This window comes from Chloroflexota bacterium, from assembly GCA_016235055.1.
Classification (GTDB): Bacteria; Chloroflexota; Anaerolineae; order JACRMK01; family JACRMK01; genus JACRMK01.
This window is the reverse complement of the sequence record JACRMK010000018.1, coordinates 23064-45325: the sequence shown is the minus strand read 5'-3', so window position 1 is coordinate 45325 and position 22262 is coordinate 23064. Positions and strand designations below refer to the sequence as shown.

The window sequence follows — 22262 nt, the reverse complement described above, 5'->3', positions numbered from 1 at the left end:
TGCTGGATGTTCGGCCGGGCAAGTTGACATACGGTCTCATTCGGGTACAATACCTCCCGCTTAAGTTATACTGGGGAAGATCGCCTAAGCAGTTCAGATGCGGGGGAACCAGGAACGTAGCAGGGGTGAATCCGGATTGTTCCGGTAGGGTCACTTTTGGGACCCGAACCCGTCAGCTAACCTCGCCGGCGTGCTGAAAGACCCGTTGGAGACATACTGTCTCAACGGGTTTTTTGCTAGATAGCACACGCTACTCTTGATTCAGGGAGGCTGTATGCCCGCGCTCCTTCAGAAGATTATCAAAACGGGCATCGCGACCGAGCCGCTCAGCCGCGACGAGGCCGGCATTCTACAAATCGTCAGGCAAATCGATGAGCGCACCCAGCGCTTGCTGGGGCGCGCCCTCGCCATTCGCGAAGTGGACGCCGGCTCGTGCAACGGCTGCGAAATTGAGATCAGCGGCCTGACGTCGCCCGTCTACGACCTCGAGCGCTTCGGCATTCACTTTGTGGCCTCGCCGCGTCATGCCGACATGCTGCTGGTGACGGGGCCGGTGACGCGCAATATGGAAGTGCCGCTGCGCAAGACCTACGAAGCCACGCCCGCCCCGAAGCTCGTCGTCGCCGTGGGCGATTGCGCGCAAACGTGCGGCGTGTTCAAAGGCAGCTACGCCGTGGTCGGCAGCGTCGACAGCGTGATTCCGGTCGACGTGTTCGTGCCGGGCTGCGCGCCGGAGCCGGCCGATATCCTGCGCGGCATCCTCGCCGCGCTCGACAGGCTGCCGGCGTGAGCGCGGCTCGCGCCTGCGCTAAGCCGTCGCCGGAATCCGCTGGACGACGGGCCGAAGGGAAGTCAATATGATGCTGGTCTGCTTTGTAATCCTCGTCCTGGCGTACACTCTGGGCGCGCTCAGCGCGCTGGTTATGCCGCGCGGCGGCGTGGGACGTGGACTGACGGCGCTCTGTGCGGTGACGGGCGCCGCCGCCGGATGCGTGCTCGGCGCAGGCGTCGTCTTCGCTGGCGAGCCGTTCAGTTTATCACTCCCCGATCTGGCGCCCCTCGGAGGCGGCCTGTTGCTGCGGCTCGACCCGCTCGGCGCGTTTTTCCTCGTCGTGATTGGCGTCGGCGCCATTCCGGCATCGATCTACGGCGTGGGCTATTCGGCGGCCTACGAAGACGGCCGCGCCTCGCTGCGCCTGCTGGGCGTCATGCTCAATCTGTTCCTGTTGAGCATGAGCCTCGTCACCATGGCGGACAACGTGCTGACGTTCCTGTTGATGTGGGAAGGCATGTCGCTTGCGTCTTACTTCCTCGTCATCACGGAAGCGGGCGAAGACGGAACCGTGCAAGCGGGCCTGTGGTACACGGCGATGACGCACGCGGGGTGGGCGGCGCTGTTTGGCGCTTTTCTGATCCTGATGAACGGCCAGGCGACCGGCACCTTTGCCGATCTGCGTATGAACGCAGCCACGCTCGACCCCGCGCTGCGCAACGCCGTCTTTGTGCTGGCGCTGCTCGGCTTCGGCTCGAAGGCGGGCGCGGCGCCGCTGCATGTCTGGCTGCCGCGCGCGCACCCCGCCGCGCCGAGCCACGTGTCGGCGCTTATGTCCGGCGTGATGATCAAGCTGGGCGTGTTCGGCCTGTTGCGCGTGGTGCTGGACCTGATGGGCGGCGGTCCGCTCTGGTGGGGCGCCGTGGTGCTCGCGGTAGGCGCGGTGTCCACCATGCTCGGCATCCTGTACGCGCTGATGGAGCAAGACCTGAAGCGCCTGCTGGCTTACAGTTCGGTCGAGAACATCGGCATCATCCTGATGGCGGTCGGCACCGGCATGATATTTCAGCGCAGCAACCTGCCTGTGCTGGCCGGCCTGGCCCTGACGGGCGCGCTGTATCACACGCTCAATCACACGGCGTTCAAGACGCTGCTCTTCCTTGGTGCGGGCTCCGTACTACACGCCACCCACACCCGCAACATGGAGGCGCTCGGCGGGTTGATTAAGCGCATGCCGTGGACGGCCGCGTTCTTTCTCATTGGCGCCGCATCGATTGCCGCCCTGCCGCCGCTCAACGGGTTCGCCTCGGAATGGCTCATCTTCCAGTCGATGCTCAGCGCCTTCAAATTGCCGATGCCCGAACTGGCCGTGCTGATGCCTATTGCAGTTGGCATCCTAGCGCTCACCAGCGGACTGGCCGCCGCGGGTTTTGTGAAGGCGTTCGGCATTTCGTTCCTCGCCATCCCCCGCTCGCCGGAAGCCGAACACGCGCATGAGTCGCCGCTGTCGATGCGCGCCGGCATGGCGATCCCGGCCGTGCTATGCGTCGTGCTGGGGATAACGCCATTCGCCGTCTTGCCCGTGCTGGAACGAGTGCTCGCCGGTCTGCCGGGTATCGGCGGCTCCGGCGCGGTTCCGGCGCCGACGCTGTTCGTGCAGTCCCCCAATGCGTTCGGTCAGATGTCGCCGGCGCTCGTGGGGCTGGCGCTGCTGGTCATCCTGGCGCTGGCGCCGCTTGGCCTGCGGCTGGCGCGCGCCAATCGCGCGCTGCGCGTTAGCGACTCGTGGGGCTGCGGGCGCATCGGCCAGACGCCGCGCATGGAGTACACCGCCACCGCATTTGCGGAGCCGCTGCGCCGCGTGTTCGCCGAGTTGTATCGGCCGACCCAGGAACTGAGTATCGATTTCCACAGCGAGTCGAAATACTTCGTGCAGTCTATCGCCTATCGAAGCGGCGTCACGCCCTGGTTCGAGAAGGCGCTGTATGCGCCTCTGCTGGCGGCCGTGGCGTGGCTCGCGGCGCAGGTGCGGCGCTTGCAGTCCGGCTCCCTGCACCTGTACCTCGCATACATTACCATCGTCCTGATCGTCTTACTGTGGCTCGCCAGGTGGTCCTAAAAATGGCCGACTATCTTCTCGAAATCGCCCAATCGCTGCTGGCGCTGGCGCTCTCGCCCCTGCTGGTCGGCTTTGTGCGTTGGGTCAAAGCACGCCTGCAGAACCGGCGCGGCGCGCCGCCGTGGCAGCCCTACTACGAACTGCGCAAGCTGTTTGGCAAAGAAGTGGTCATGTCAAACAACGCGTCGTGGCTCTTTCGTGCAGCGCCTTACGTGGTCTTCGCCAGCGCGGCGACCGTTACGCTGCTGATTCCGCTGCTCTCCGCGCCATCGCCGTTCGACGGCGTGGGCGATCTGGTGGTCGTTGTCTACCTGCTGATGCTCGGCACGTTCGTTCTCGCACTGGCCGGACTGGATACCGGCACGACGTTCGGCGGCATGGGTTCCAGCCGCGAGATGACGGTGGCGGCGATCGCCGAGCCGACGATCGCGCTCGCCATCGGCGGGCTGGCGCTGGGCGCCGGTTCGACGAACCTGGGGCGCATGGTCACACAGACGCTGGCCAATCCCGGCACCGTTCTCAGCCCGGGCCATCTACTGGCATTTGCCGCCTTCTTCATCGTGGCGCTGGCTGAGACGGGGCGGCTGCCGGTCGATAACCCGGCCACGCATCTCGAACTGACCATGATCCACGAGGCGATGATCCTCGAATACTCCGGGCGCTATCTGGCGCTGATCGAGTGGGCGTCCTGGCTGCGCCTGTTCATCTTCTTCACGCTGCTGTCCAACCTGTTCGTGCCGTGGGGCATCGCGACGACGCTTGAGCCGGCCGCATTGGCCCTGAGCCTCGGCGCGCTGATCGTCAAGCTGGTCGTGCTGGGTCTCGCCGTCGCGCTGCTCGAAACGCATATCGCCAAATTGCGCTTGTTCCGCGTGCCTGAGCTGCTCGGCGTGTCGTTCGTGCTGGCCCTGCTGGCCGTCACGTCCGCATTCCTGTTGAGGTAGGCGCATGGGCGAAGACACATTTTCCCAACTGGCGGCTCTCGGCTCCACCCTGACGCTCATCTTCGGGCTGGTTGTGCTCTGGCGGCACAGCCTGCATGCCTACGTCGGGGCATTTCAATGGCAGTCCCTGGTGCTGGCCGGCATGTTCGTGCTGGTCGGCTACTACGGGGGCGACCCGGCATTGTACGTGGTCGCGGCGGTGTTCTGGGCGCTGAAAGTCATGATCATTCCCCGCTATCTCAACCGCCTGCACCGCGACATCGGCGCGGCCCAGGAGGACACGCCCTACGTCAATACCGCCACGTCGCTCGTCGTCGGGGGACTGCTCGTCGTCATGGCGTACGCCATGACCCGCCCGATGGTGCTGGCGAGCACGCTGCCGACGCGCGGGGGCATCCCGCTGGCGATGGGACTGATTCTGGTCGGGTTGTTCGTGCTCATCACGCGCAAGAAGGCGCTGACCCAGATCGTCGGTTTCCTGGTGCTGGAAAACGGCATCGCCCTGCTGGCCGTGCTGGGGACTTACGGCATTCCGCTGATCATCGAACTCGGCGTGTTCCTCGACGTGCTGTTGGGCTTCCTGGTCATGCAGGTGTTTGTCTATCACATTCACGGCACGTTCGAGACCATCGACGTCGATCAACTCAACCAACTGAAGCACTAAAGGGCGGCCCGGTATCATGATCTTCCTTCTCCTGTTGCTTCCGTCGCTGACGGCCGCGTTGCTGGCGTTCGCCGTGCGCCCGTACCGCAACTTCGTCGGCCGGGCGAGCGCCCTGCTGTCGCTCGCGCCACTGGGAGCGGCGCTGGCGTTCGCCGGTCAAACGTTTGGCGGCGGCACGCCTGTCTTTGGCCCCGGCGATCTGCTGCGTGTCGACAGCCTGAGCGCGCTGTTCATGGTCTGCGTGGCATTTGCCGGACTGCTCGCGCTCTGGTTCAGCCCCGGGCTCGCCGGCGCGAACCATTTCGAGCCGGGCGCCCTGCGCCGTTACCATGTGTTCATCAACCTGTTTATTTTCGCCATGCTGCTCACGGTCTCGGCCAACAACGTCGGCATCATGTGGATTGCGGTCGAAGCCACCACGATCTTCTCGGCGATGATCATCCCGCTCACGCTGACCAAATCATCGGTCGAGGCGTCCTGGAAATACATTCTCATCTGCTCGGTCGGCATTGCGCTGGCGTTCGTCGGCACGGTCTTCGCCTATTTTGACTTCGTCACGCTTTCCGGCCATCCAGAGAACGCGCTGAACTGGCCGGTGCTGGTGGCGGCCGCCCCGCATCTTCAGCCGGACGTGCTGCGGCTGGCGTTCGTCTTTATTCTCATTGGCTACGGCACCAAGGCTGGTCTGGCGCCCATGCACACCTGGCTGCCCGACGCGCACTCCGAGGCGCCCTCGCCGCTGTCGGCGCTGATGTCGGGTGTGTTGCTCACCGTTGCACTCTATACGATAATGCGCTGGAAGGTCGTCGTGGATGCGGCGCTCGGCCCGGCCTATTCCAACCAACTGCTGATTGCGCTCGGCGTCCTGTCGCTGGGCATCGGCGCGTTCAGCCTCGTGGTCCAGCACAACTACAAGCGCATGCTGGCCTATTCGAGCATCGAGCATGTGGGGCTGATGTGCATCGGGCTTGGCCTGGGGCCGCTCGGCATCTTCGCCGCATTACTGCACCTGATCGGGCATACCGCCGCCAAATCCATGGTGTTCATTGCCGCGGGCGAGGTGCTGCACCGCTTTGAGAGCACCGATCTCGCCGGCGTTTCAGGCTTGCTCCGCGCGATGCCGCGCACGGGGGTGCTATTCGCCGCCGGCGTGCTCGCGCTCGTCGGCCTGCCGCCGTTCGGGCTGTTCATGTCGGAGTTTGCGTTGGTGCGGGCCGGCGTCGTGGCGGGCCACGGTTGGCTGATGGCCGTGGTGCTCGTTCTGCTGGCGGTCGCCTTTGTGTCGCTCATCCGCCATCTTAACCAGATGCTGTATGGGGAACCACCCGCCGGCGTTCCAATGGGTGAGCAGAGGGATTGGCGATTTGCATGGCTGGCGGTGAACGTGGCCGTGCTCGTTATATTTGGACTGGTGCTGCCCGCGCCGGTGGCCGCCTGGCTGAATCAGATTGTGGAGATTGTGTCCCGATGACCGACTTCGACCAGTTGCCGGCCGCGCTTGCCGAACAGTTAGACGGCCGCGCCAGCGGCCTCCACATCCGGCATGGGCGCGCGGTGTATTTCCAGATCGCGCGTGACGACACGCGCCGCGTGGCCGAAATGATGCGCGACGCCGGCGCCGAGTTGATCCTGATGACCGCTGATGACCGCCGCGCAGACCGCGGCGGGTTCGACGTGCACTACCTGTACGCTCAGCGCCGCGCCAACTGGTTTGCCCACGCCACGGTCAGCCTGCCCGCCGGCGACCCGCAGGGCCTGTCGCTGGCGACGTTCTACTACCTGGCATCGCGGTTTGAGCGCGAAATCCGCGACATGTTTGGCATCGAGTTTGCCGGGCACCCCGACCCGCGCCCGCTGGCGCGGCATGGCTTCTGGCCCGAAGATTACTTCCCGCTCCGCAAAGACGCCGTTGTACCGGCTACCTTTACGGACGACGGCACGCCGTTTCCGTTTTTGCCGGTTGGCGGTGAGGGGGTCTTTGAGATTCCGGTCGGCCCCGTGCACGCGGGCATCATCGAGCCCGGTCACTTCCGCTTCAGCGTGGTCGGGGAGACGGTGATTGACCTGAAAATCCGGCTCTATTTCACGCACAAGGGAACGGAGAAGCTGTTTGAGGGGCGGTCGCCGGCCGATGGCGTCGAGTTGGCCGAGCGCATCTCCGGTGACGCGACCGTCGGCCATGCGCTGGCGTACTGCCAGGCGCTGGAGTCGTTATCCGGCACGGATGTGCCCCCGCGCGCGCAGTACCTGCGCGTGGTTCTGCTGGAAATGGAGCGGTTGTACAACCATATCGCCGACTTCGGCATGATCTGCAACGACACGGGCTATGCCGCCGCTCACTCGCATTGTTTCCGCATCCGGGAGAAGCTGCTGCGCCTGAACAAGCAGTTGACCGGCAACCGCTTGCTGCGCGGCGGCGTCGTGCCGGGCGGTGTGGCGTGCGATCTTCCAGCCGGTCTCGACCTGGCGTCGCAACTGGACGCCGTGCTCGCCGATTTCAACGAGATCGTCGAGATCAGCCTGAACAATACGCTGGTCACCAACCGCCTGGACGGCACGGGGCGCCTGACGAACCGGACCGCCGTAGATCATGGCGTGCTCGGCTATGTCGCGCGCGCGTCGGGCATCGACGCGGACGTACGGCGTGACCATCCGTTTGCCGCGTACGGTGCGCTGGCGTTTGAGGTGCCGGTCTTCCAAGACGGCGACGTGCGTGCGCGGACGATGGCGCGTGTGATCGAAGCGCGCGAATCGGTGGCTCTGATCAGGCAGGCGCTCGCCCGGTTGCCCGACGGCCCACTAAACGCGCCGTTGGGCGACTTGCCCGCATACGAACCGGCATTTGGTCTGGTCGAAGGCTGGCGCGGCGCTATCGTGCATTGGGTCATGGCTGATGGCAATGGCCGCCTGCACCGTGTCAAGATCAAGGACCCGTCGTTCGCAAACTGGCCGGCGCTCTCGTTCGCCCTGTTGAAGAACATCGTGCCCGACTTCCCATTGTGCAACAAGTCGTTCAACCAATCGTATTCGGGGAACGATTTGTGAGGGTGTTGCGTTTACGCTTCCGTAAAACCAAGACCCGAAGGAACTGCACAATCCTTCGGGTCTGTTCTTTGTCGGCGTGCGAACCCAGTGGCACGCATCGGCTAAAGCGTTTGCTGGAATGAACCGATACGCGACCTGTGCGGCCAGCAAGATTTCTCAGGCACTGCGTGCCTTCGAAATGACAGGACGTGCGGTGTTGTCATTTCGAAGCTGCGCAGCAGCTGAGAAATCTTGGCCTCGCCTTGCCAACCGCTAGCTGTATCGGATTACTCGTGAATCCGCTCTACCGGCCTAGTCCGACCTGCCACGCGATCAGCGCGGCCAGCATTAGCCCGGCGAACGCCAGCACCGCCCAGTCGCGTGGGCCGAGCGTGATCTCGCGGTACCAGGTGCGCGGCTTGCCCGGCGCGAAGCCGCGCGCCGTCAGCGCCATCGCCGTCTGGTCGCTCAGGCGGATCGCGCCGATCAACACGGTCACGAGCACCGGCAGGTAGCCGCGCGCCCGCGCGATCGGATTGCCGGCCGGCGGGTTCCACGCTCGCGCTGTCTGCGCCTCGCTGACGGTCTGGTACAGCCCATACAGCGTCGGGATATAGCGCAGCGACATGCTGATCGTCAATCCCCACTCGTACGGCAGGCCGAGCTTGACCAGCGCACGGATCATGTGCGCCTGGTCGGTGGTGGCGGCCAGCAGCGCCAGCACATACACCAGCGCGAGGATACGCAGGGCGTTTGTGATGCCGCCCAGCACCCCGTCGCGCGTGATGCGCAGGATCCACCAACTGAACCAGACATCGTCGCCGCGCGAGTAGAAGAGCGGCCACGAAATGAGCACGAGGATGATCAGCGGCACCAGGCTGGCGCCGACGAGGCGTACCTGGCGGGCCGGCACGCGCGACGACAGCAGCAGCATTACGCTGACGATGAGCGTCGCAGCCAGCGCGGGGGCAGTCGTTGATAGTACGAATACGAGTGCGATGGCGCAGAACGCCAGCTTGCTGCGCGGGTCGAGCGTGTAGAGCCAGCCCGAATGGGGCGCGGGGGATTGTTGCATCGTATCAGCCCAGCATCTCCGCAAACTCCGCGACGGTTAGCGGCGCTGCCGTCCATCCCAGACGCTGCGCCAGTGCCAGCACCGGTGGCGGCAGCAGTCGCGCCGGCGCCAGCGTTGCCGCATCGGCCAGCACATCGCGCGTCGGGCCATCAGCAACGATGCGGCCCTCGCTCAGGACGATCACCCGCCCGGCGTATGCCGCGACACGCGCCATGTCGTGACTGATCAGAATGATGGTCGCGCCAGCCTGCCAGGCGGTACGCGCATGCTGCATCACCAGGTCGGCGTGTTTCGCGTCGAGGCCGGTCGTCGGCTCGTCGAGCACCCAGATCTCCGGCTGCATCGCCCAGGTGGCCGCCAGCGTCACGAGGCGGCGCGCGCCGTAATTCAGTACTGCGGGCGGCGTCTCCGCCAGTGCGCGCAGATCGAACGTCTCAAGCGCGGCTTGCGTGCGCTCGTGCGCCTGCGTCGCGCTCATGCCGATATTATGCAGGCCGAAGGCGATCTCCTCGCGCACGGTGGCCGCGAAGATCTGGTGGTCGGGATTCTGGAAGACGTAGCCGACGCGCCGCGCCAGTTGACCGGTCGGCGTGTGCGCGATATCCGCGCCATCGAGGAGGACGCGCCCGGCTGTGGGGCGCAGCAGGCCGTTGACGTGCTTCGCGAGGGTCGACTTGCCGGAGCCGTTCGCGCCAAGCAGCGCGACGAACTCGCCGCGCCCGATCGAAAAGCTGATGCCGCGGAGGGCGTCGCCGGCGTCGGGGTAACGGAACTGCACGTCGTCAAATGTGATGAGCGGTGCGGTTTGTGCCGGTGCCGGGCGGGGAGCCGGGGCGTTGTGCGGACGCGCGCCGTGCAGGGCCTGCGCGGCTTCGTCGCACGTGAGGAATGATGCGTCGCAGCCGCGTGCGCGCAGAGCGTGCGCCAGTTCGGCAATCTGCGGCAGGCCGATGCCGAGCGCGTCGAGGGTGTCGCGCTCTCGGAACACCTCCGACGGCGTGCCCTCCACGACGATGCGTCCGGCGTCCATGACGAGCAGGCGGTCGGCATAGCGCGCCGCCAGTTCGGCGTCGGCGGTGGCGATGATGACGCTGTGCTGCTCCGCGCGCCGCAGCGTGTTGAGCGACTCGACGACCTCCTGCGCGCCGGCTGGGTCGAGGCCGGCCGTCGGGTCGTCGAGCACCACGATGCTGGGCGCCAGCGCCAGCACCGAGGCCAGCGCGAGCCGCTTCTTCTGTCCGCCGGATAGCTGCCACGGTGCGCGCTCGCCGAGACCGTCGAGCCGCGCCCACGCCAGCCACTCCTCCACGCGCGCCTGCATCGCCGCGCGTGGCATGGCCGCCGTCTCCAGACCGAACGCGATCTCGTCGGCGGCCGTCATGTTGAATAGTTGGGCGTCGGCGTCTTGAAACACGAAGCCGATGGATTGACCATCGGCTACGTGCAGCTGACCGTCGAGCCGGCCGCCTGTCATCGCCGGGGCCAGCCCGGCCAACGCCCAGCACAGGGTGGTCTTCCCGCTGCCGGTTGCGCCGAGGATGGCGACCCACGCGCCCGGCTCGATGGATAGATGGACGTCGCGCAAGACGACGCGCTCGCCCGGATCACAGGGCAAGCGCGGGTAGGCAAATGTCAACTGCGCGGCGACTGCGGGCATGCGCTAGGACTTATTGAACCGGTCGATCTGCGGATAGGCGCGGCGCACGGCAAACAGCAGTGCGTAGCCGACCAGTCCGCCGGCGACGACCTGGATGATATTCACCGGGAAGTCGGACAGCGCCTGCACCATGCCGCCCAGCGGCTCGATCAGCGCCTCGGCGAGGAAGTACACCGCGACCATGGCGACGGCGCCCGCGAGCCAGCCCCAGATGTAGCGCGCATTGCCGGCCAGCTTGAACGCGAGATAGCCGGCCAGCAGCCCTTCGCCGCCGTGCGCGATGAACGTGAACGGCGCGAACTGGCTGTAGCCAAGGCTCAGGTCGGCGAGCGACGCGCCGAGTCCGCCGGCGACCAGTCCCACCCACGGGCCGAAGGCGAAGGCGGCAAAGAAGATGGCGATATCTGAGAAGTTCAAATAGCCGTTTGCCACCGGGATTGAGATGGCGCGCGTGAACACGAACACGACGGCGGTCATCACGGCCATTAGAGAAATTGTGCGGGCATCGAGCTTGAAGGCCATTGCTGTCTCTCCTCGTCAGTAACCAAGATGGTAGATGTGTGGGCGCCATTATAGCCATTGCGCCCGATAAGTTCAACTGATCGGCTCGGCATCGCACCGCAGGCGTACCAGCGAACCTTCGGCGATGCGTTGTTGGCTTTCACAGCGCACCGCCTGCCCGTTGACGTCGACGGTCAGGCGGAACGCGCCCGACTCAAAGCGGCAATGCCGCACGACGCCCGGCACGCCGTCATCGGCAAGCCGCGCCTGCTCGGGCCGGATCAGATACCAGCGCGCCGGATCGGAGTCGCTGCGCGCGCCCGGTAGCGCGGCCAACCAGTCGCCGCGCACGACCGTGCCGAGGTCGAGGAAGCGCGCGACGAACTCGTCGGCCGGATGATGGTACAACTCCTCCGGTGTGCCGAACTGCGCGACGCGCCCGTCATTCAGTATGGCGATGCGGTCGCTGATCGCCATCGCCTCGGCCTGGTCGTGCGTCACGTATACCGCCGTCGTCGCCGTCTGCTTGAGGATGGCGCGGATGTCGACGATCAGTTGTTCACGGAGCAGACGGTCGAGCGCGCCGAGCGGCTCGTCGAACATCAGCAGTCGCGGACGCGGCGCCAGCGCGCGCGCCAGCGCAACCCGCTGCTGCTCGCCGCCGCTCAATAGGTTCACATCGCGCTTCGCGAACGCGCCCAGCCCGACCAGCGCGAGCGATTCGCGTACGCGTGTTTCCACCGCCGCGCGCGGCTGATTGGCCATGCGCAGGCCGAACGCCACGTTATCGAAGACGTCGCGGTGCGGGAAGAGCGCGAGGTCCTGGAACATCAGGCCGAAGCCGCGCTCGTGCACCGCGACCGGCGCGAGGTCGCGGCCGTCAAATGTAATGACGCCCTCGTCGGCGCGCTCAAGTCCGGCGATCAGGCGCAGCAGGGTCGTCTTGCCGCTGCCACTGGGGCCGAGCAGGCAGACGATCTCGCCCGCTGCGATGGAGAGGTCAATATCGTGCAGAACGGGGCGGCTGCCGAACGATTTGTTGAGGCGGCGAATATCGAGCAGGGCCATGGGCAGGTTGGGGGAGCGCTGAAAGGTCGCTGTGGTGCTAGAAGTCGGCGCCTTCCCAGCGCAGGCGCTCCATCAGCATGATAGCAGAAATGCTGACGAGCACCAGAATAGTGCTCAAGGCTAGCGCCTGGCCGCTGTTCAGCGCGCCGGGCTGGCCGAGCAGTCGAAAGATCGCCACCGGCATGGTCGGCATCTCCGGCCGCCCGACCAGCGACGTGGCGCCGAACTCGCCGACTGACACGGTGAACGTGAATACCGCGCCGGCGACCAGTGCGCGCGTGATGATCGGCAGGTCAACAGCGCGCCAGGCGTGTGCGGGCGATGCGCCGAGCACGCGCGCCGCCTCGCGCAAGTTCGGCCGGATACTGCGCAAGACCGGCAGCACCGAGCGTACGACGAACGGGAAGGCGATCAGCGCGTGCGCGAACGGCACCAGCCACGCCGACGAGCGCAGGTTGATCGGCGGCCCGAGCGCGAGGATGAAGCCGAAGCCGAGTGTGACCGCCGAGGTCGCCAGTGGCAGCATCAGCACCGGGTCGAGCCAGCGCCAGCGCGCCTGCATCAGCCGCTGCGCGCTGAGCGTGCCGAGCGGCAGGGCCAGCGCAATCGTCAGCACGGCAAAAGCCAGCGAGTTCCAGACCGCCTCGATCGGCGGCACGTACGTGACCGAGTTGCGGCGATTGACGAACAGTTCTGTGTAGTAGCGCAAACCGAAGCCGTCGGCGGTCGATACGGACTGCGCCGCCAGTGCGACGAGCGGCAGCGCCACAAATACAACGAGCGTGCCGAGCGTCAGCGCAATCGCGGCGCGCTCACCGGTCGTGTGCGGAATGCGCCGGGTGATCTGCTGCGGGCGCAGCCGCAGCGGCCGCGCCAGCGCGGACTGTACGCGTGCGTACAGCGCCATCAAGCCAAACGTGACGCCGATCTGCACGAGCGACAGCACGGCCGCCACGGGCAGATCGAACAGGTTGACGGTCTGCCGGTAGATCTCCACTTCGAGCGTCGCCAGGCGCGGCCCGCCAAGCAGCAGTACCACGCCGAACGACGTGAAGTCGAAGACGAAGACGAGCAGGCTGGCAGCGACCAGCGCGGGGGCCAGCAGCGGCAGGGTCACCTCACGGAAGGCGCGCCAGCGGCTGGCGCCGAGCATCTGCGCCGCGCTCTCAAGCTGCGGATCGAGATGCGCCCAGAAATTGCCGACGATGCGGACCACCACCGAGACGTTGTAGTAGATGTGCGCGACGATGATGATCCAGACCGTGTTGAGCAGTTTGATGGGCGGCTCATCGAGACCGAAGGCTTGCTGGAGCAGTGTGTTGATCCATCCGGCCGGGCCGAGGATGATGCTGAAGCCGAGCGCCACGACGATCGTCGGCAGCAGGAACGGCACGGTGATGACGGCGCGCACGAGCGCCTGGCCCGGAAACTCCCAGCGGGACAGGACGTAGGCGGCGGGCAACCCGCAGAGCACGGTCAGCGCCGTGGACAGCGCCGCCTGCGCCACCGTGAAGCCGAGCACGTTCGCGAAGTACGGCGTGGCCAGCACACGCGCGACGCCGTCCCAGTCGAACGCGCCGTCGGGCGCGAGACTGCGCTGGAAGATCGCGGCGAGCGGGTAGAAATAGAACAGCAGCAGGAACCCGCCCGGCAGCAGCCAACCGAGCGGGGCAGCCACCCGGAAGGCGAGCGCGCTCGCCCTCCGGGTGTTCTGGTTGTTAGCGACTAGCGCAGTACGGCGTCCGTCCACGCGCTGATCCACTTCTCGCGGTTGGCGTCAATCGCGTCGGCAGTGACCGCCGCGGGCTTGTCGGCTTTCTGCGCCCAACTGTAGAAGTCGGGCAACTTCGCGTCGGCCATGACCGGGTAGACGAACATCTGGCCCGGGATGTCTTCCTGGAACGCCTTGGACAGCATGAAATCCACAAACTTGCGGGCCAGGTCGGGGTTCTTTGCGCCCTTCAGCACGCCGACGAATTCGATTTGGCGGAAGCAGGCACTCTCGCCGAGTACGTTGCCGGTCGGCGGCTCCTTCAGCTTGCCATCCGAGAAGAAGACCTCGGCGGCCGGGCTCGTGGCATAGCTGACGACGATCGGGCGGTCGCCGCCCTTGCCGCCCCACGACGACTTGGCGTAGTACGCGTCTTCCCAACCTTCGCTGACGAGCACGTTGTTGGCGCGCAGCGCCTTCCAGTAGTCGATGTACTTGTCCGCGCCGTACTTGCCGATGGTGGCGATCAGGAAGGCGAGGCCCGGCGACGACGTAGCCGGGTTCTCGACGACGGTCATGCCCTTGTAGGCGGGCTTGGTCAGATCATCCAGCGACTGCGGGGCCGGAATGTTCTTCTTGGCGAAGTAGGCCTTGTCGTAGTTCAGGCAGACGTCGCCGTAGTCGGTCGGCGTCAGATTGAACTTCGGGTCGAGCACATAGGCGGCCGGCAGCTTGTCAGCGGCGACCGGCTTGTACGGCTCGAAGATGTCGGCCTTCAGTGCGCGCGACAGGAACGTATTGTCCACGCCGAAGAAAACGTCGCCGAGCGGGCTGCCTTTGGCGAGGATCGCCTTGTTCAGCGCAGCGCCGGCATCGCCCGACTTCAGAATCTTCAGCTTTACGTTGTTTGCCTTCTCGAACGCAGCGACCACGTCATCGCTGGCGGCCCACGAGTCATGCGACATGACAACCAGTTCGCGCGGCGCGCCACCCGTGGCGGGCGCTACCGTCGGCAAAATTGTCGGTGCGGCGGTTGGTGCCGTGGTTGGTGCCGTGGTTGGCGCTTTGGTCGGCGCGGCCGTGGGGGCCGCCGTCGGTGCGACAGGCGCCGTGGTCGGCTGCGCGGCTGCGGCGCTGGGGACGGGCGCTGCGGTCGGCGTGGCGCCACAAGCGGCCAGGAACAGCGCTGCCAGAATGGCTATAGTCAGCCAGAGTCCTGCTTTGCGAAACATAGATCCTCCCGTGAGTATCGAGTCCGGGCATGTTCTGCCCGTTCTCGGGTAAATGGTTTGCGCCGGCGCTAGGCCAGCAGGTGGACAACCAGCAACAAGCCGGATATCAGGGTCACCTCGGCGTGCGTCTCGGTTAGCTCGTTGCTCACCCCGCGCGCAGCGCCCATGAACAGCGTTTCGCCGCGCAGCGGGTAGCGCAGGCCGGTGGTAGCGATACCATCCACGCGCGCGCTGAGCGGTATCAACGACACGGTGTCGCCCGGACTGCCTTCAATGGGCGTGCGCGGACCGGCCAGCCATGCATCGAAGCGGTCGCCGGCCAGGCGCGTCGGCACATTCGACTCCGATGCTTTCACCAGCAGCATGACGTTGGCGATCATCTGATCGAAGCGCCCGCCGAGCGTGCCGATCAGCGTGATCTCGGTCGCATGCCGCTTGATAGCTTCCTCAAGCGCGAGTTCGAGGTCGGTCTTGGCCTTCTCGCGCTGGAAGCGGATGACCTCCGCGCCGCCGGCCGTGCACCAGTGCTGCGCCGCCTCGTCGGCCGAGTCGAGGTCGCCGATCAGCACGTGCGGCGGTTGGTCGAACTGCGCGCGGGCCTGGTTGGCGCCGCCGTCGGCGGCGATGCGCAGGTCGGCGTTGCTCCACAGCCCACGCAGGCGCGCGCTGGCTTCAAGCTCGCCGTTGGCGATGATGACAGTATTCATAGGCTCACAACAAAAAATCGCCAGTCCCGGGGCAGGACGGCGATGGCGGAAAGCATGACCATGGATTCCTACGCCGGCATTACCCGGATCAGGTTCAAGGGTCGAAGGCGATAGGCCTTCCTCTCAGCCCGGCAGATCCCGAGCTCCCCTGTTTTCAATTTTGTGCTTTGCAGTATAGCATATCACGGCGCGCCGGCAAATCGCGGATGCCGGCGCATTACGTTGTCTGCCGGCGCTGACTGGCCGGAGGAGCCTGGGAGGGTATGGCATGACGATGGCCGACGATCATTCGCACGATGAGCGGCACCTCACGGTGTATGGCACGCCGTGGTGCAGCGACTGCAAGCGCACGAAGCAGTTTTTGGGAGAGCAGCGCGTTCATTATCACTGGGTGAACGTGGAAGCGGACCGGGAGGGATTGGCGCTCATCGAGCGCGTCAACGCGGGCAAGCATACGGTACCGACGCTGGTGTTTCCGGACGGCTCAACGCTGGTGGAACCGTCGAACGCCGAGCTGGCGGCGAAGCTGGGGATCCAGCAGCATGCCAAACTGAGCTACTACGATCTGATTGTGGTGGGCGGCGGCCCGGCCGGTCTGACGGCGGCGCTGTACGCCGCGCGCGAGGGTATGAGTGTGCTGGTGATCGAGAAGGCGGCGCTGGGCGGGCAGGCCGGCATCACCGAGCGGCTGGATAACTTCCCCGGCTTCCCGGACGGTATCAGCGGCGCGGAGTTTGCCGACCGCCTGGCGCGACAGGCCGAGCGATTCAACACCGAAATGCTGAAGGCGCAGGCAGTCACCGCGCTGCGCCGCGAGGCGGAGTCGTGCTACGTGGACACGGGCGACGGGCAAGAGTATGGCGCGCGCGCCGTGCTGATCGCCACAGGATCGACCTACCGCCGGCTTGGCGTGCCGGGCGAGGACAGCCTGATCGGCGCGGGAGTCCACTTCTGCGCGACGTGCGACGGCCCGTTCTATCGCGGGCGACCGGTGGCCGTGATCGGCGGGGGCAACAGCGCGGGCGAGGAGAGCCTGTTCCTGACGCGCTTCGTCGAGAAGGTGACGCTGCTGGTGCGCGGCGAGGCTATGAGCGCCAGCCGTATCGTGTCCGACAAGGTGCTGCGCGCGCCCGGCATCGAGGTGCGTTACTCCAGCGAGGTCGTGGCCCTGCACGGCGAGAAGCGGCTGGAAGGGATCAGCGTGCGCAACAGCCGCACCGGCGCGACTGAGCGACTATCGCCGGCCGGCCTGTTCGTGTTCATCGGGCTGTCGCCCAACGCCGGCTGGCTGCCGGCGGCCGTAGCGCGCGATGCCCAGGGATTCATCGTAACCGACCGCTCGCTGCAAACCAGCGTGCCGGGCGTCTTCGCCGCCGGCGATGTGCGGCTGGGCAGCACCAAGCAGGCGGCCGCGGCGGTCGGCGAGGGTGCAACGGCCGCCTTGATGATCCGGGAATATCTCAAGTCGGTGTAGGGTGCATGCGCAGAAGGCGGGAGTGACCGTTCAACGTTTGGCGATGGCAGCGCGCAACCACTGTCTGTTGGGGTCGCACCGGGATAGCAGCAACCGCGGGTCGCGTGCCTGCCCGGTTTCGCTTTCGATTGAGCGATCACGGTGATTGACGCATCGGGCCATCCTGCCTATAATCTCGGTGCCTGCGCCCCGGGTCCTCAACGCCCAGCCTGGGTCGAGCAAACTTCTTGGCGGAGGAATGTGCTTGTGACCGATCACCCGACAAAAGCGGGGAGCACCGAATCACCAAAATCGCATCGCGTGGCGGCGACCCAGCGCCGCGACAAGGCGCCCGAAGGCCGCTTCTTCCTGATATCTGACCTGGAAGACGCGATTGCCGAGTTGCCGCCGGTGCGCGCCGTCCGCATCATGGCAACCGAAGACGCCATCGAGGAAATTCATGTCATCTCGACCCCGGACATCCTGCCCAAGGCGCTGGTGCGCAATATCGAGACGCTGCTGCTGGTGCGCTATGGCATCCGGATCGACCATCGCTGCCTGAGCATCGTGCAATCGCTGCAGGAGGCCGGGACGATCATGCACCGCCCGCTGATCCAGACGGTGCGGCGTGTGCCCGCGACGGGCGGCCATTGCATGGAAGTCGAACTGCGCGTATCGGCGCATGTGGCGGTGGGACGCTGCCTGCTCAGCGATGACGTGAACGACATGCGGGCGGTTGCGTTGGCGCTGATCGACGCCATCAACCAGCTCACCGGCCAGAGCCGGCTTGATCTGCGCGAGGCGACACTGCTCGACATCCATGAACACCAACTGGCGCTGGTGCTGATTCGCTGGCAAGGCGAAAAATCGGACGAGTGGTTCACCGGCACGGCGCTGGACGCCGGCGATTCGCTGATGGCGGTGGCGCGCGCCACGCTCGACGCCGTCAACCGCAAGCTGGTGCGGCTGCCGCTCCAGGATCTATTATAGAACAAACGTATGCGCCGCGATCGTCGCCGAGGTTGAAATCGCCGCCAGTTAGTTCTATAATATCGACGCCGACCCGCCCAAGAGCGAAGCGAAGGGAATCTAGCTGATCCGGATGTCATCTAGGATAAAGGAGATTCCCCCATGAAATGGAACAATAAACTCGCTCGCGCGTACCTCATCATCGTCGCCATCGCGAGCCTGGTTGTTTCAGTTCTTGCCGGCAGTAAGTGGGACTAGAGTGAATTAGGCGAGGCGGGTCGGCGTTTCCATTTTCCGTAGGTTTGCACATCCAGCGATCATGCAGTCGTTGCCACGCGCAGCCCAACAGTATATCATCCTGACTCTGGTGCTGGCGGCGCTCGTCGTGGCGGCGTCCGTGCCCGCGCTGTCCGCCTCGGCGTCCGCGCTGCCAAGCGCGGTGGCACTGGCGGCGCTGATCGTCCTCTTTGACCTCTTTCCGGTTAAGTTCCGCGAGAGTCACTTCGAAATCACCATGTCCACGGCCATCAAGCTGGCCGGTATTCTGCTGTTTGACCCGCGCATCGCCGTCCTCGGCACGTTCGTGGGCACGATCCTGGCTGAATGGCGCGCCAAGCGCGCGCCGGTTAAGAAAATGTTCAATGTGGCCGTCATGACCGTGACGGTCGCCGTGCAGGCCGCGCTCTTCATGGCGCTGGGCGCGTCCGATGTCGCCGGGGTAGTTATCTCGCTGCACCAGATTGTCGCGCTGGTGCTCATGGCGACTGTCGACATTGCGTTCAACACGACGGCGGTCGCCTTGATCATCGCGCTCGTCTCGTGCTCGCCGGTGGTCGATCACTGGGTGACCGGCTGGAAGCCGCTGCTGGTGCATGAACTGTCGATGGCGCCGCTGGCCGCGTTCATCGTCATCCTCTGGCACATTTCGCCGTGGGCGATCCTGTTCGCGTCGATCCCGCTCGTGCTGGTGCGCAATTCATACCAGTTGGTCGGGGACCTGCAGCGGCAGACATTCGACGCGCTGATGGTGCTGGCCAAGATGCTCGACGAGCGCGATGAGCACACGCATCGCCACTGCGAGTTGGTGGCGGCGCACGCGCGCGAGATCGCGCACGAGCTGAGCCTGAAAAACAGCGAGATCGACATCATTCATCGCGCCGCGTTCCTGCACGATATCGGCAAGATTGGCATGGCCAACAGCATCCTCTTCAAGGCGGGTGCGCTGACGCCGGAGGAGCGCGAGCTGGCCAAGCGCCATGCGGCCTATGGCGGCGACCTGCTGAAGCAGTTCCCCATGTTCGAAAAGGGCGCCATGTACGTGCGCCATCATCACGAGCGCTGGGATGGCCGCGGCTATCCGGACGGGCTCCAGGGGGAGTCGATCCCGCTGGGCGCGCGCATCCTGAGCGTGGCCGACTCGTTCCAGGCGATGATCGAAGACCGCCCGTACCGGAACGGTATGGAAATCAGCGCCGCCCTGCGCGAACTGGCCGTCAACGCGGGCACGCAGTTTGACCCGCGCGTGACCGAGGCGCTGATGCGCGCGAAGCGCCGCGCCGGCGAGGTGGTTATGACGCCGCACACGGCGCCGGTGCCGGCAACCGAATCGGCCGGATGATCATCCTGCTGGGCGCGGCCGGCGCGGTGCTGCTGGCGCTGGCGCGCGGCGGCCGGCTGATCCGCCTGGCCGAAGTCAACCTGCGCTGGTTTCCCCTGCTGTTCGTTCCCCTGGGCCTGCAACTGCTGATCTACACACCGCTGGCCGACCGGCTTGCGCTGCCGGACTGGATGATCAGATCTACGTACCTCGTCTCAATGCTGGTGGCGGCCGTCGTCGTGGCGCGCAATGCACGCCTGCCCGGCTTCGCGCTGCTGCTGGGCGGCCTGCTGTGTAACCTGGCCGTGATCGCGGCGAACGGCGGATTCATGCCGGTTTCCGAAAGCGCGCGCGCGCTGGCCGGGCTGCCGCCGATCACGGGATCGCACAACAATGTCATTCTGATGACCGAGTTTACGCCGCTCTGGTTTCTCGGCGACCTGTTTCCGATTCCGCGCGTGGTGCCGCTGGCTAACGTATTCAGTATTGGCGATGTGCTGATCGCGCTCGGCGCGTTCGGCTTCATCCACGCGGCGATGCGCGCGACCGTGTCGGCCCCCGCATCGTAATACGACGTTGGACCGCCCCGGAGGTATCGCATGACTGCTCTGCCGTCGTTTGTGCTGGCTGACCAGGCGGGCGGCGCCCGTCGCTTCCCGCCCGGCGCACCGGCGGTACTCTGCTTCGTCAAAGAAGATTGTCCGACGAGCAACATGGTGGTGCCGCTACTGGAGGCCCTGTATCGCGCGCTCGACGGCGCGGCGCGAGTCTGGCTGGTTGGGCAGGAGGCGGTCGGCAACGCGCTGCTGGTGGATCGCTACCGGCTGACCGCGCCGATGCTCGACGACTCGGCCCTGCGCGTCTCGTACGTTTACGCCGTCGAGATCATACCGACGCTGGTTCTGGCCGATGGCGAGGGGCGCGAGCAGGGGCGGTTGGTCGGCTACCGCAAAGACGAGTGGCAGGCGCTGTTCGCGGCGGCGGCGCGGCTGGCCGGGCGCGACGGACCGGCCATAGACTGGGACGCGTACCCCGACTGGCGGCCTGGTTGCGGTTCGCGCACGCTGGAACCGGGCATCGCCGAGCGGCTGCAGGCGGAGTCAGCCAACGGGCCGCTGCGTGCACGGCGCATCGACATTGCGCCCGGCGACGACGAATTTGAGTTCATGTTCGACCAGGGCCTGACGGACGGGCTGCCGGTGGTGCCGCCGACCCCGGAGCGCGTGTTGCGCATGCTGACCGGCACGCGGCGCGATTCGCAGCAGGTAGTCGCCGTGGTGCCGCCGAACATGGCGCCGGCGACGGTCGAGAAGGTGGCAGCCAACGCCGTGATGGCGGGCTGCAAACCGGCGTATCTGCCGGTCGTGATCGCCGCGCTGGAAGCGGTCTGCACCGACGAGTTCAACATCCACGGCGTGATGGCGACGACCTGGGGCGCGTCGCCGTGCATCGTCGTCAACGGGCCGATCCGCGCCCGGCTCGGCATGAACCCGGGCGTGCAGGCGCTCGGCAGCGGCAACCGCGCTAACGCCACGATCGGCCGCGCCCTCAAGCTGATCTTGCGCAACATCGGCGGCGCGAAGCCGGGCGGCGTGGAGCGCTCGACCCTGGCTTCGCCGGCCAAGTACACGATGTGTTTCCCGGAGGCGCAGGAAGCGAGCCCGTGGGAGCCGTTGCACGTCGAGCGCGGCTTCGAGCACACCGACAGCGTCGTGACCGTCTTTGCGCTGGAGGGGCCGCGCGGCATCGCCGATCAGATTTCGCGCACCGGTCATGCGCTTGCGGCCAGCTTCGGCTTGGCGCTGGAAAGCGTTTGGCACCCGAAGGTGCGGCCGTACGGCGACGTGCTACTGGTCGTCTGCCCGGAGCACGCCGAGACGCTGCGGCAGGATGGCTGGAGCAAGGCACGGGTGCGCGAGCGCATTCAGGCCGTCGCGGCGCGGCCGCTGTGCGACGTGCTGCGCAGTGACGAGTGCGGCGAAGGGGTGCCGGCCGGGCGCTGGGGACCCGGCGGGCCGAATGCTGAGCAGTTGAAGACCCTCGTTCCGAAGTTCGCAGCGGCAGGCAACATTCACATCGTGGTGGCCGGCGGTCAGGCAGGCAAGTTCTCGGCGATCTTTGGCGGCTGGGTGGGCGGCCCGGCCGGCAGCATGCCGGTCAGCCGCCGCATTGACGAGTAGGGCGGCCATGGCCGCTCGCAGCGGAGGTAAACATGACACAGATCATTGACCCGACCGATGAACGCGCGCCGATTCGCCGTGCGCTCGCGCCGCGCCCGGCAGCGCTTGCCGGCACGCTCGCGCTGCTGGACATCAGTAAGCCGCGCGGCGACGTATTTCTGGCGCGGCTGTCCGAGCGCCTACGGGAACGGCTGCCCGGGGTTGCGATCAAATCTTACCGCAAGCCGACCTACACGAAACCGGCGCCGGATGCGTTACGGCAGCAGATCGCCGCGGAGGCCGGTTTCGTGATCGAGGCGCTGGCCGACTGAGGGTCGTGTACCACGTGCAGTGTGCACGATTCAGTCTGGTTTGAGACACAGCAGATCCCCGCAGTATTTGTGGCCTCATCGGCGTTCGCCGGCGCGGCGCAGGCGCAGGCCGACGCGCTTGGCCTGCCCGATGTGCGGCGCGTTTTCGTGCCGCACCCGATCCAGGATGCGACCGACGACGAGATGCGCGCCAAAGCCGACGCGGCGGTGGAGTTAATTATCGCCGCGCTGACCGCGTGAGCATGGTTCCGACACAACGGCTCTATTACGCCGTTTCG

The 22262-nt window shown here is 66.0% G+C and carries 20 protein-coding genes and 1 riboswitch; of the genes, 13 read left to right on the top strand and 7 right to left on the bottom strand.

What is annotated here, in order from left to right; genetic code table 11:
- The first annotated feature begins 274 nt into the window (after positions 1 to 274).
- The 6 genes from HZB53_04835 to HZB53_04810 all read left to right on the top strand — a co-directional run bounded on the left by HZB53_04835 (position 275) and on the right by HZB53_04810 (position 7544).
- Complete coding sequence (locus HZB53_04835; protein MBI5876957.1) at positions 275 to 790, top strand: NADH-quinone oxidoreductase subunit B family protein; 516 nt, start codon at positions 275 to 277, stop codon at positions 788 to 790.
- 67 nt (positions 791 to 857) lie between these two features.
- A complete protein-coding gene (gene hyfB / locus HZB53_04830; GenBank protein ID MBI5876956.1) occupies positions 858 to 2891 on the top strand; it encodes a hydrogenase 4 subunit B in 2034 nt (677 codons plus the stop codon).
- 2 nt (positions 2892 to 2893) lie between these two features.
- Positions 2894 to 3835, top strand: a complete 942-nt coding sequence (locus HZB53_04825; GenBank protein MBI5876955.1) for an NADH-quinone oxidoreductase subunit H — start codon at positions 2894 to 2896, stop codon at positions 3833 to 3835.
- A gap of 4 nt (positions 3836 to 3839) precedes the next feature.
- The gene (locus HZB53_04820; GenBank protein ID MBI5876954.1) at positions 3840 to 4499 is read left to right on the top strand and encodes a hypothetical protein; all 660 of its coding nucleotides are present in this window, start codon (positions 3840 to 3842) and stop codon (positions 4497 to 4499) included.
- Between the two features lie 16 nt (positions 4500 to 4515).
- The gene (locus HZB53_04815) at positions 4516 to 5970 is read left to right on the top strand and encodes a hydrogenase 4 subunit F (GenBank protein MBI5876953.1); all 1455 of its coding nucleotides are present in this window, start codon (positions 4516 to 4518) and stop codon (positions 5968 to 5970) included.
- Positions 5967 to 7544 (top strand): NADH-quinone oxidoreductase subunit C, encoded by a 1578-nt coding sequence (locus tag HZB53_04810; GenBank protein ID MBI5876952.1) that lies wholly within the window; start codon positions 5967 to 5969, stop codon positions 7542 to 7544. The genes HZB53_04815 and HZB53_04810 overlap by 4 nt, the downstream gene beginning before the upstream one ends.
- Positions 7545 to 7827: 283 nt before the next feature.
- On the opposite strand, the gene HZB53_04805 is transcribed toward HZB53_04810, so the two are convergent.
- From HZB53_04805 to HZB53_04775, 7 genes are all read right to left on the bottom strand, one after another.
- Positions 7828 to 8598 carry an energy-coupling factor transporter transmembrane protein EcfT gene (locus HZB53_04805; GenBank protein ID MBI5876951.1) on the bottom strand — a complete coding sequence of 257 codons (771 nt, stop codon included), beginning with the start codon at positions 8596 to 8598 and terminating at the stop codon, positions 7828 to 7830.
- A 4-nt stretch (positions 8599 to 8602) separates the two neighbouring features.
- The gene (locus HZB53_04800) at positions 8603 to 10255 is read right to left on the bottom strand and encodes an ATP-binding cassette domain-containing protein (protein ID MBI5876950.1); all 1653 of its coding nucleotides are present in this window, start codon (positions 10253 to 10255) and stop codon (positions 8603 to 8605) included.
- Positions 10256 to 10258: 3 nt separating this feature from the next.
- Positions 10259 to 10777: an ECF transporter S component gene (locus HZB53_04795; protein MBI5876949.1), complete on the bottom strand. Its 519-nt coding sequence runs from the start codon at positions 10775 to 10777 to the stop codon at positions 10259 to 10261.
- A 72-nt stretch (positions 10778 to 10849) separates the two neighbouring features.
- On the bottom strand, positions 10850 to 11824 hold the full coding sequence (locus tag HZB53_04790) for an ABC transporter ATP-binding protein (protein MBI5876948.1): 975 nt from the start codon (positions 11822 to 11824) through the stop codon (positions 10850 to 10852).
- Between the two features lie 37 nt (positions 11825 to 11861).
- Positions 11862 to 13502 carry an iron ABC transporter permease gene (locus HZB53_04785; GenBank protein MBI5876947.1) on the bottom strand — a complete coding sequence of 547 codons (1641 nt, stop codon included), beginning with the start codon at positions 13500 to 13502 and terminating at the stop codon, positions 11862 to 11864.
- Positions 13503 to 13549: 47 nt separating this feature from the next.
- Entirely contained in the window at positions 13550 to 14767 is a 1218-nt protein-coding gene (locus HZB53_04780; protein MBI5876946.1) for a thiamine ABC transporter substrate-binding protein, read from the bottom strand.
- A gap of 68 nt (positions 14768 to 14835) precedes the next feature.
- Complete coding sequence (locus HZB53_04775; protein MBI5876945.1) at positions 14836 to 15474, bottom strand: thiamine diphosphokinase; 639 nt, start codon at positions 15472 to 15474, stop codon at positions 14836 to 14838.
- Between the two features lie 48 nt (positions 15475 to 15522).
- A riboswitch (TPP riboswitch) is annotated at positions 15523 to 15634 on the bottom strand.
- Between the two features lie 114 nt (positions 15635 to 15748).
- Between HZB53_04775 and HZB53_04770 the strand changes: the two genes are divergently transcribed.
- The 7 genes from HZB53_04770 (at position 15749) to HZB53_04740 (ending at position 22224) form a co-directional block, all read left to right on the top strand.
- Positions 15749 to 16948, top strand: coding sequence for an FAD-dependent oxidoreductase (locus HZB53_04770; GenBank protein MBI5876944.1), 1200 nt, complete (start codon positions 15749 to 15751; stop codon positions 16946 to 16948).
- Between the two features lie 246 nt (positions 16949 to 17194).
- Positions 17195 to 17917 (top strand): hypothetical protein, encoded by a 723-nt coding sequence (locus HZB53_04765; protein MBI5876943.1) that lies wholly within the window; start codon positions 17195 to 17197, stop codon positions 17915 to 17917.
- A 298-nt stretch (positions 17918 to 18215) separates the two neighbouring features.
- Positions 18216 to 19514: an HD-GYP domain-containing protein gene (locus tag HZB53_04760; GenBank protein ID MBI5876942.1), complete on the top strand. Its 1299-nt coding sequence runs from the start codon at positions 18216 to 18218 to the stop codon at positions 19512 to 19514.
- Positions 19511 to 20062 (top strand): DUF5317 domain-containing protein, encoded by a 552-nt coding sequence (locus HZB53_04755; GenBank protein ID MBI5876941.1) that lies wholly within the window; start codon positions 19511 to 19513, stop codon positions 20060 to 20062. The genes HZB53_04760 and HZB53_04755 overlap by 4 nt, the downstream gene beginning before the upstream one ends.
- A 30-nt stretch (positions 20063 to 20092) precedes the next feature.
- Positions 20093 to 21673 carry a TlpA family protein disulfide reductase gene (locus HZB53_04750; GenBank protein MBI5876940.1) on the top strand — a complete coding sequence of 527 codons (1581 nt, stop codon included), beginning with the start codon at positions 20093 to 20095 and terminating at the stop codon, positions 21671 to 21673.
- A 32-nt stretch (positions 21674 to 21705) separates the two neighbouring features.
- A complete protein-coding gene (locus HZB53_04745; protein MBI5876939.1) occupies positions 21706 to 21984 on the top strand; it encodes a hypothetical protein in 279 nt (92 codons plus the stop codon).
- Positions 21985 to 22005: 21 nt separating this feature from the next.
- Positions 22006 to 22224 carry a hypothetical protein gene (locus tag HZB53_04740; protein MBI5876938.1) on the top strand — a complete coding sequence of 73 codons (219 nt, stop codon included), beginning with the start codon at positions 22006 to 22008 and terminating at the stop codon, positions 22222 to 22224.
- Positions 22225 to 22262 lie beyond the last annotated feature (38 nt).

Coding starts and splice junctions, on each gene's coding strand:
- HZB53_04835 (MBI5876957.1), top strand. CDS start 275: ATGCCCGCGCTCCTTCAGAAGATTATCAAAACGGGCATCGCGACCGAG.
- hyfB (MBI5876956.1), top strand. CDS start 858: ATGATGCTGGTCTGCTTTGTAATCCTCGTCCTGGCGTACACTCTGGGC.
- HZB53_04825 (MBI5876955.1), top strand. CDS start 2,894: ATGGCCGACTATCTTCTCGAAATCGCCCAATCGCTGCTGGCGCTGGCG.
- HZB53_04820 (MBI5876954.1), top strand. CDS start 3,840: ATGGGCGAAGACACATTTTCCCAACTGGCGGCTCTCGGCTCCACCCTG.
- HZB53_04815 (MBI5876953.1), top strand. CDS start 4,516: ATGATCTTCCTTCTCCTGTTGCTTCCGTCGCTGACGGCCGCGTTGCTG.
- HZB53_04810 (MBI5876952.1), top strand. CDS start 5,967: ATGACCGACTTCGACCAGTTGCCGGCCGCGCTTGCCGAACAGTTAGAC.
- HZB53_04805 (MBI5876951.1), bottom strand. CDS start 8,598: ATGCAACAATCCCCCGCGCCCCATTCGGGCTGGCTCTACACGCTCGAC.
- HZB53_04800 (MBI5876950.1), bottom strand. CDS start 10,255: ATGCCCGCAGTCGCCGCGCAGTTGACATTTGCCTACCCGCGCTTGCCC.
- HZB53_04795 (MBI5876949.1), bottom strand. CDS start 10,777: ATGGCCTTCAAGCTCGATGCCCGCACAATTTCTCTAATGGCCGTGATG.
- HZB53_04790 (MBI5876948.1), bottom strand. CDS start 11,824: ATGGCCCTGCTCGATATTCGCCGCCTCAACAAATCGTTCGGCAGCCGC.
- HZB53_04780 (MBI5876946.1), bottom strand. CDS start 14,767: ATGTTTCGCAAAGCAGGACTCTGGCTGACTATAGCCATTCTGGCAGCG.
- HZB53_04775 (MBI5876945.1), bottom strand. CDS start 15,474: ATGAATACTGTCATCATCGCCAACGGCGAGCTTGAAGCCAGCGCGCGC.
- HZB53_04770 (MBI5876944.1), top strand. CDS start 15,749: ATGGCCGACGATCATTCGCACGATGAGCGGCACCTCACGGTGTATGGC.
- HZB53_04760 (MBI5876942.1), top strand. CDS start 18,216: ATGCAGTCGTTGCCACGCGCAGCCCAACAGTATATCATCCTGACTCTG.
- HZB53_04755 (MBI5876941.1), top strand. CDS start 19,511: ATGATCATCCTGCTGGGCGCGGCCGGCGCGGTGCTGCTGGCGCTGGCG.
- HZB53_04750 (MBI5876940.1), top strand. CDS start 20,093: ATGACTGCTCTGCCGTCGTTTGTGCTGGCTGACCAGGCGGGCGGCGCC.
- HZB53_04745 (MBI5876939.1), top strand. CDS start 21,706: ATGACACAGATCATTGACCCGACCGATGAACGCGCGCCGATTCGCCGT.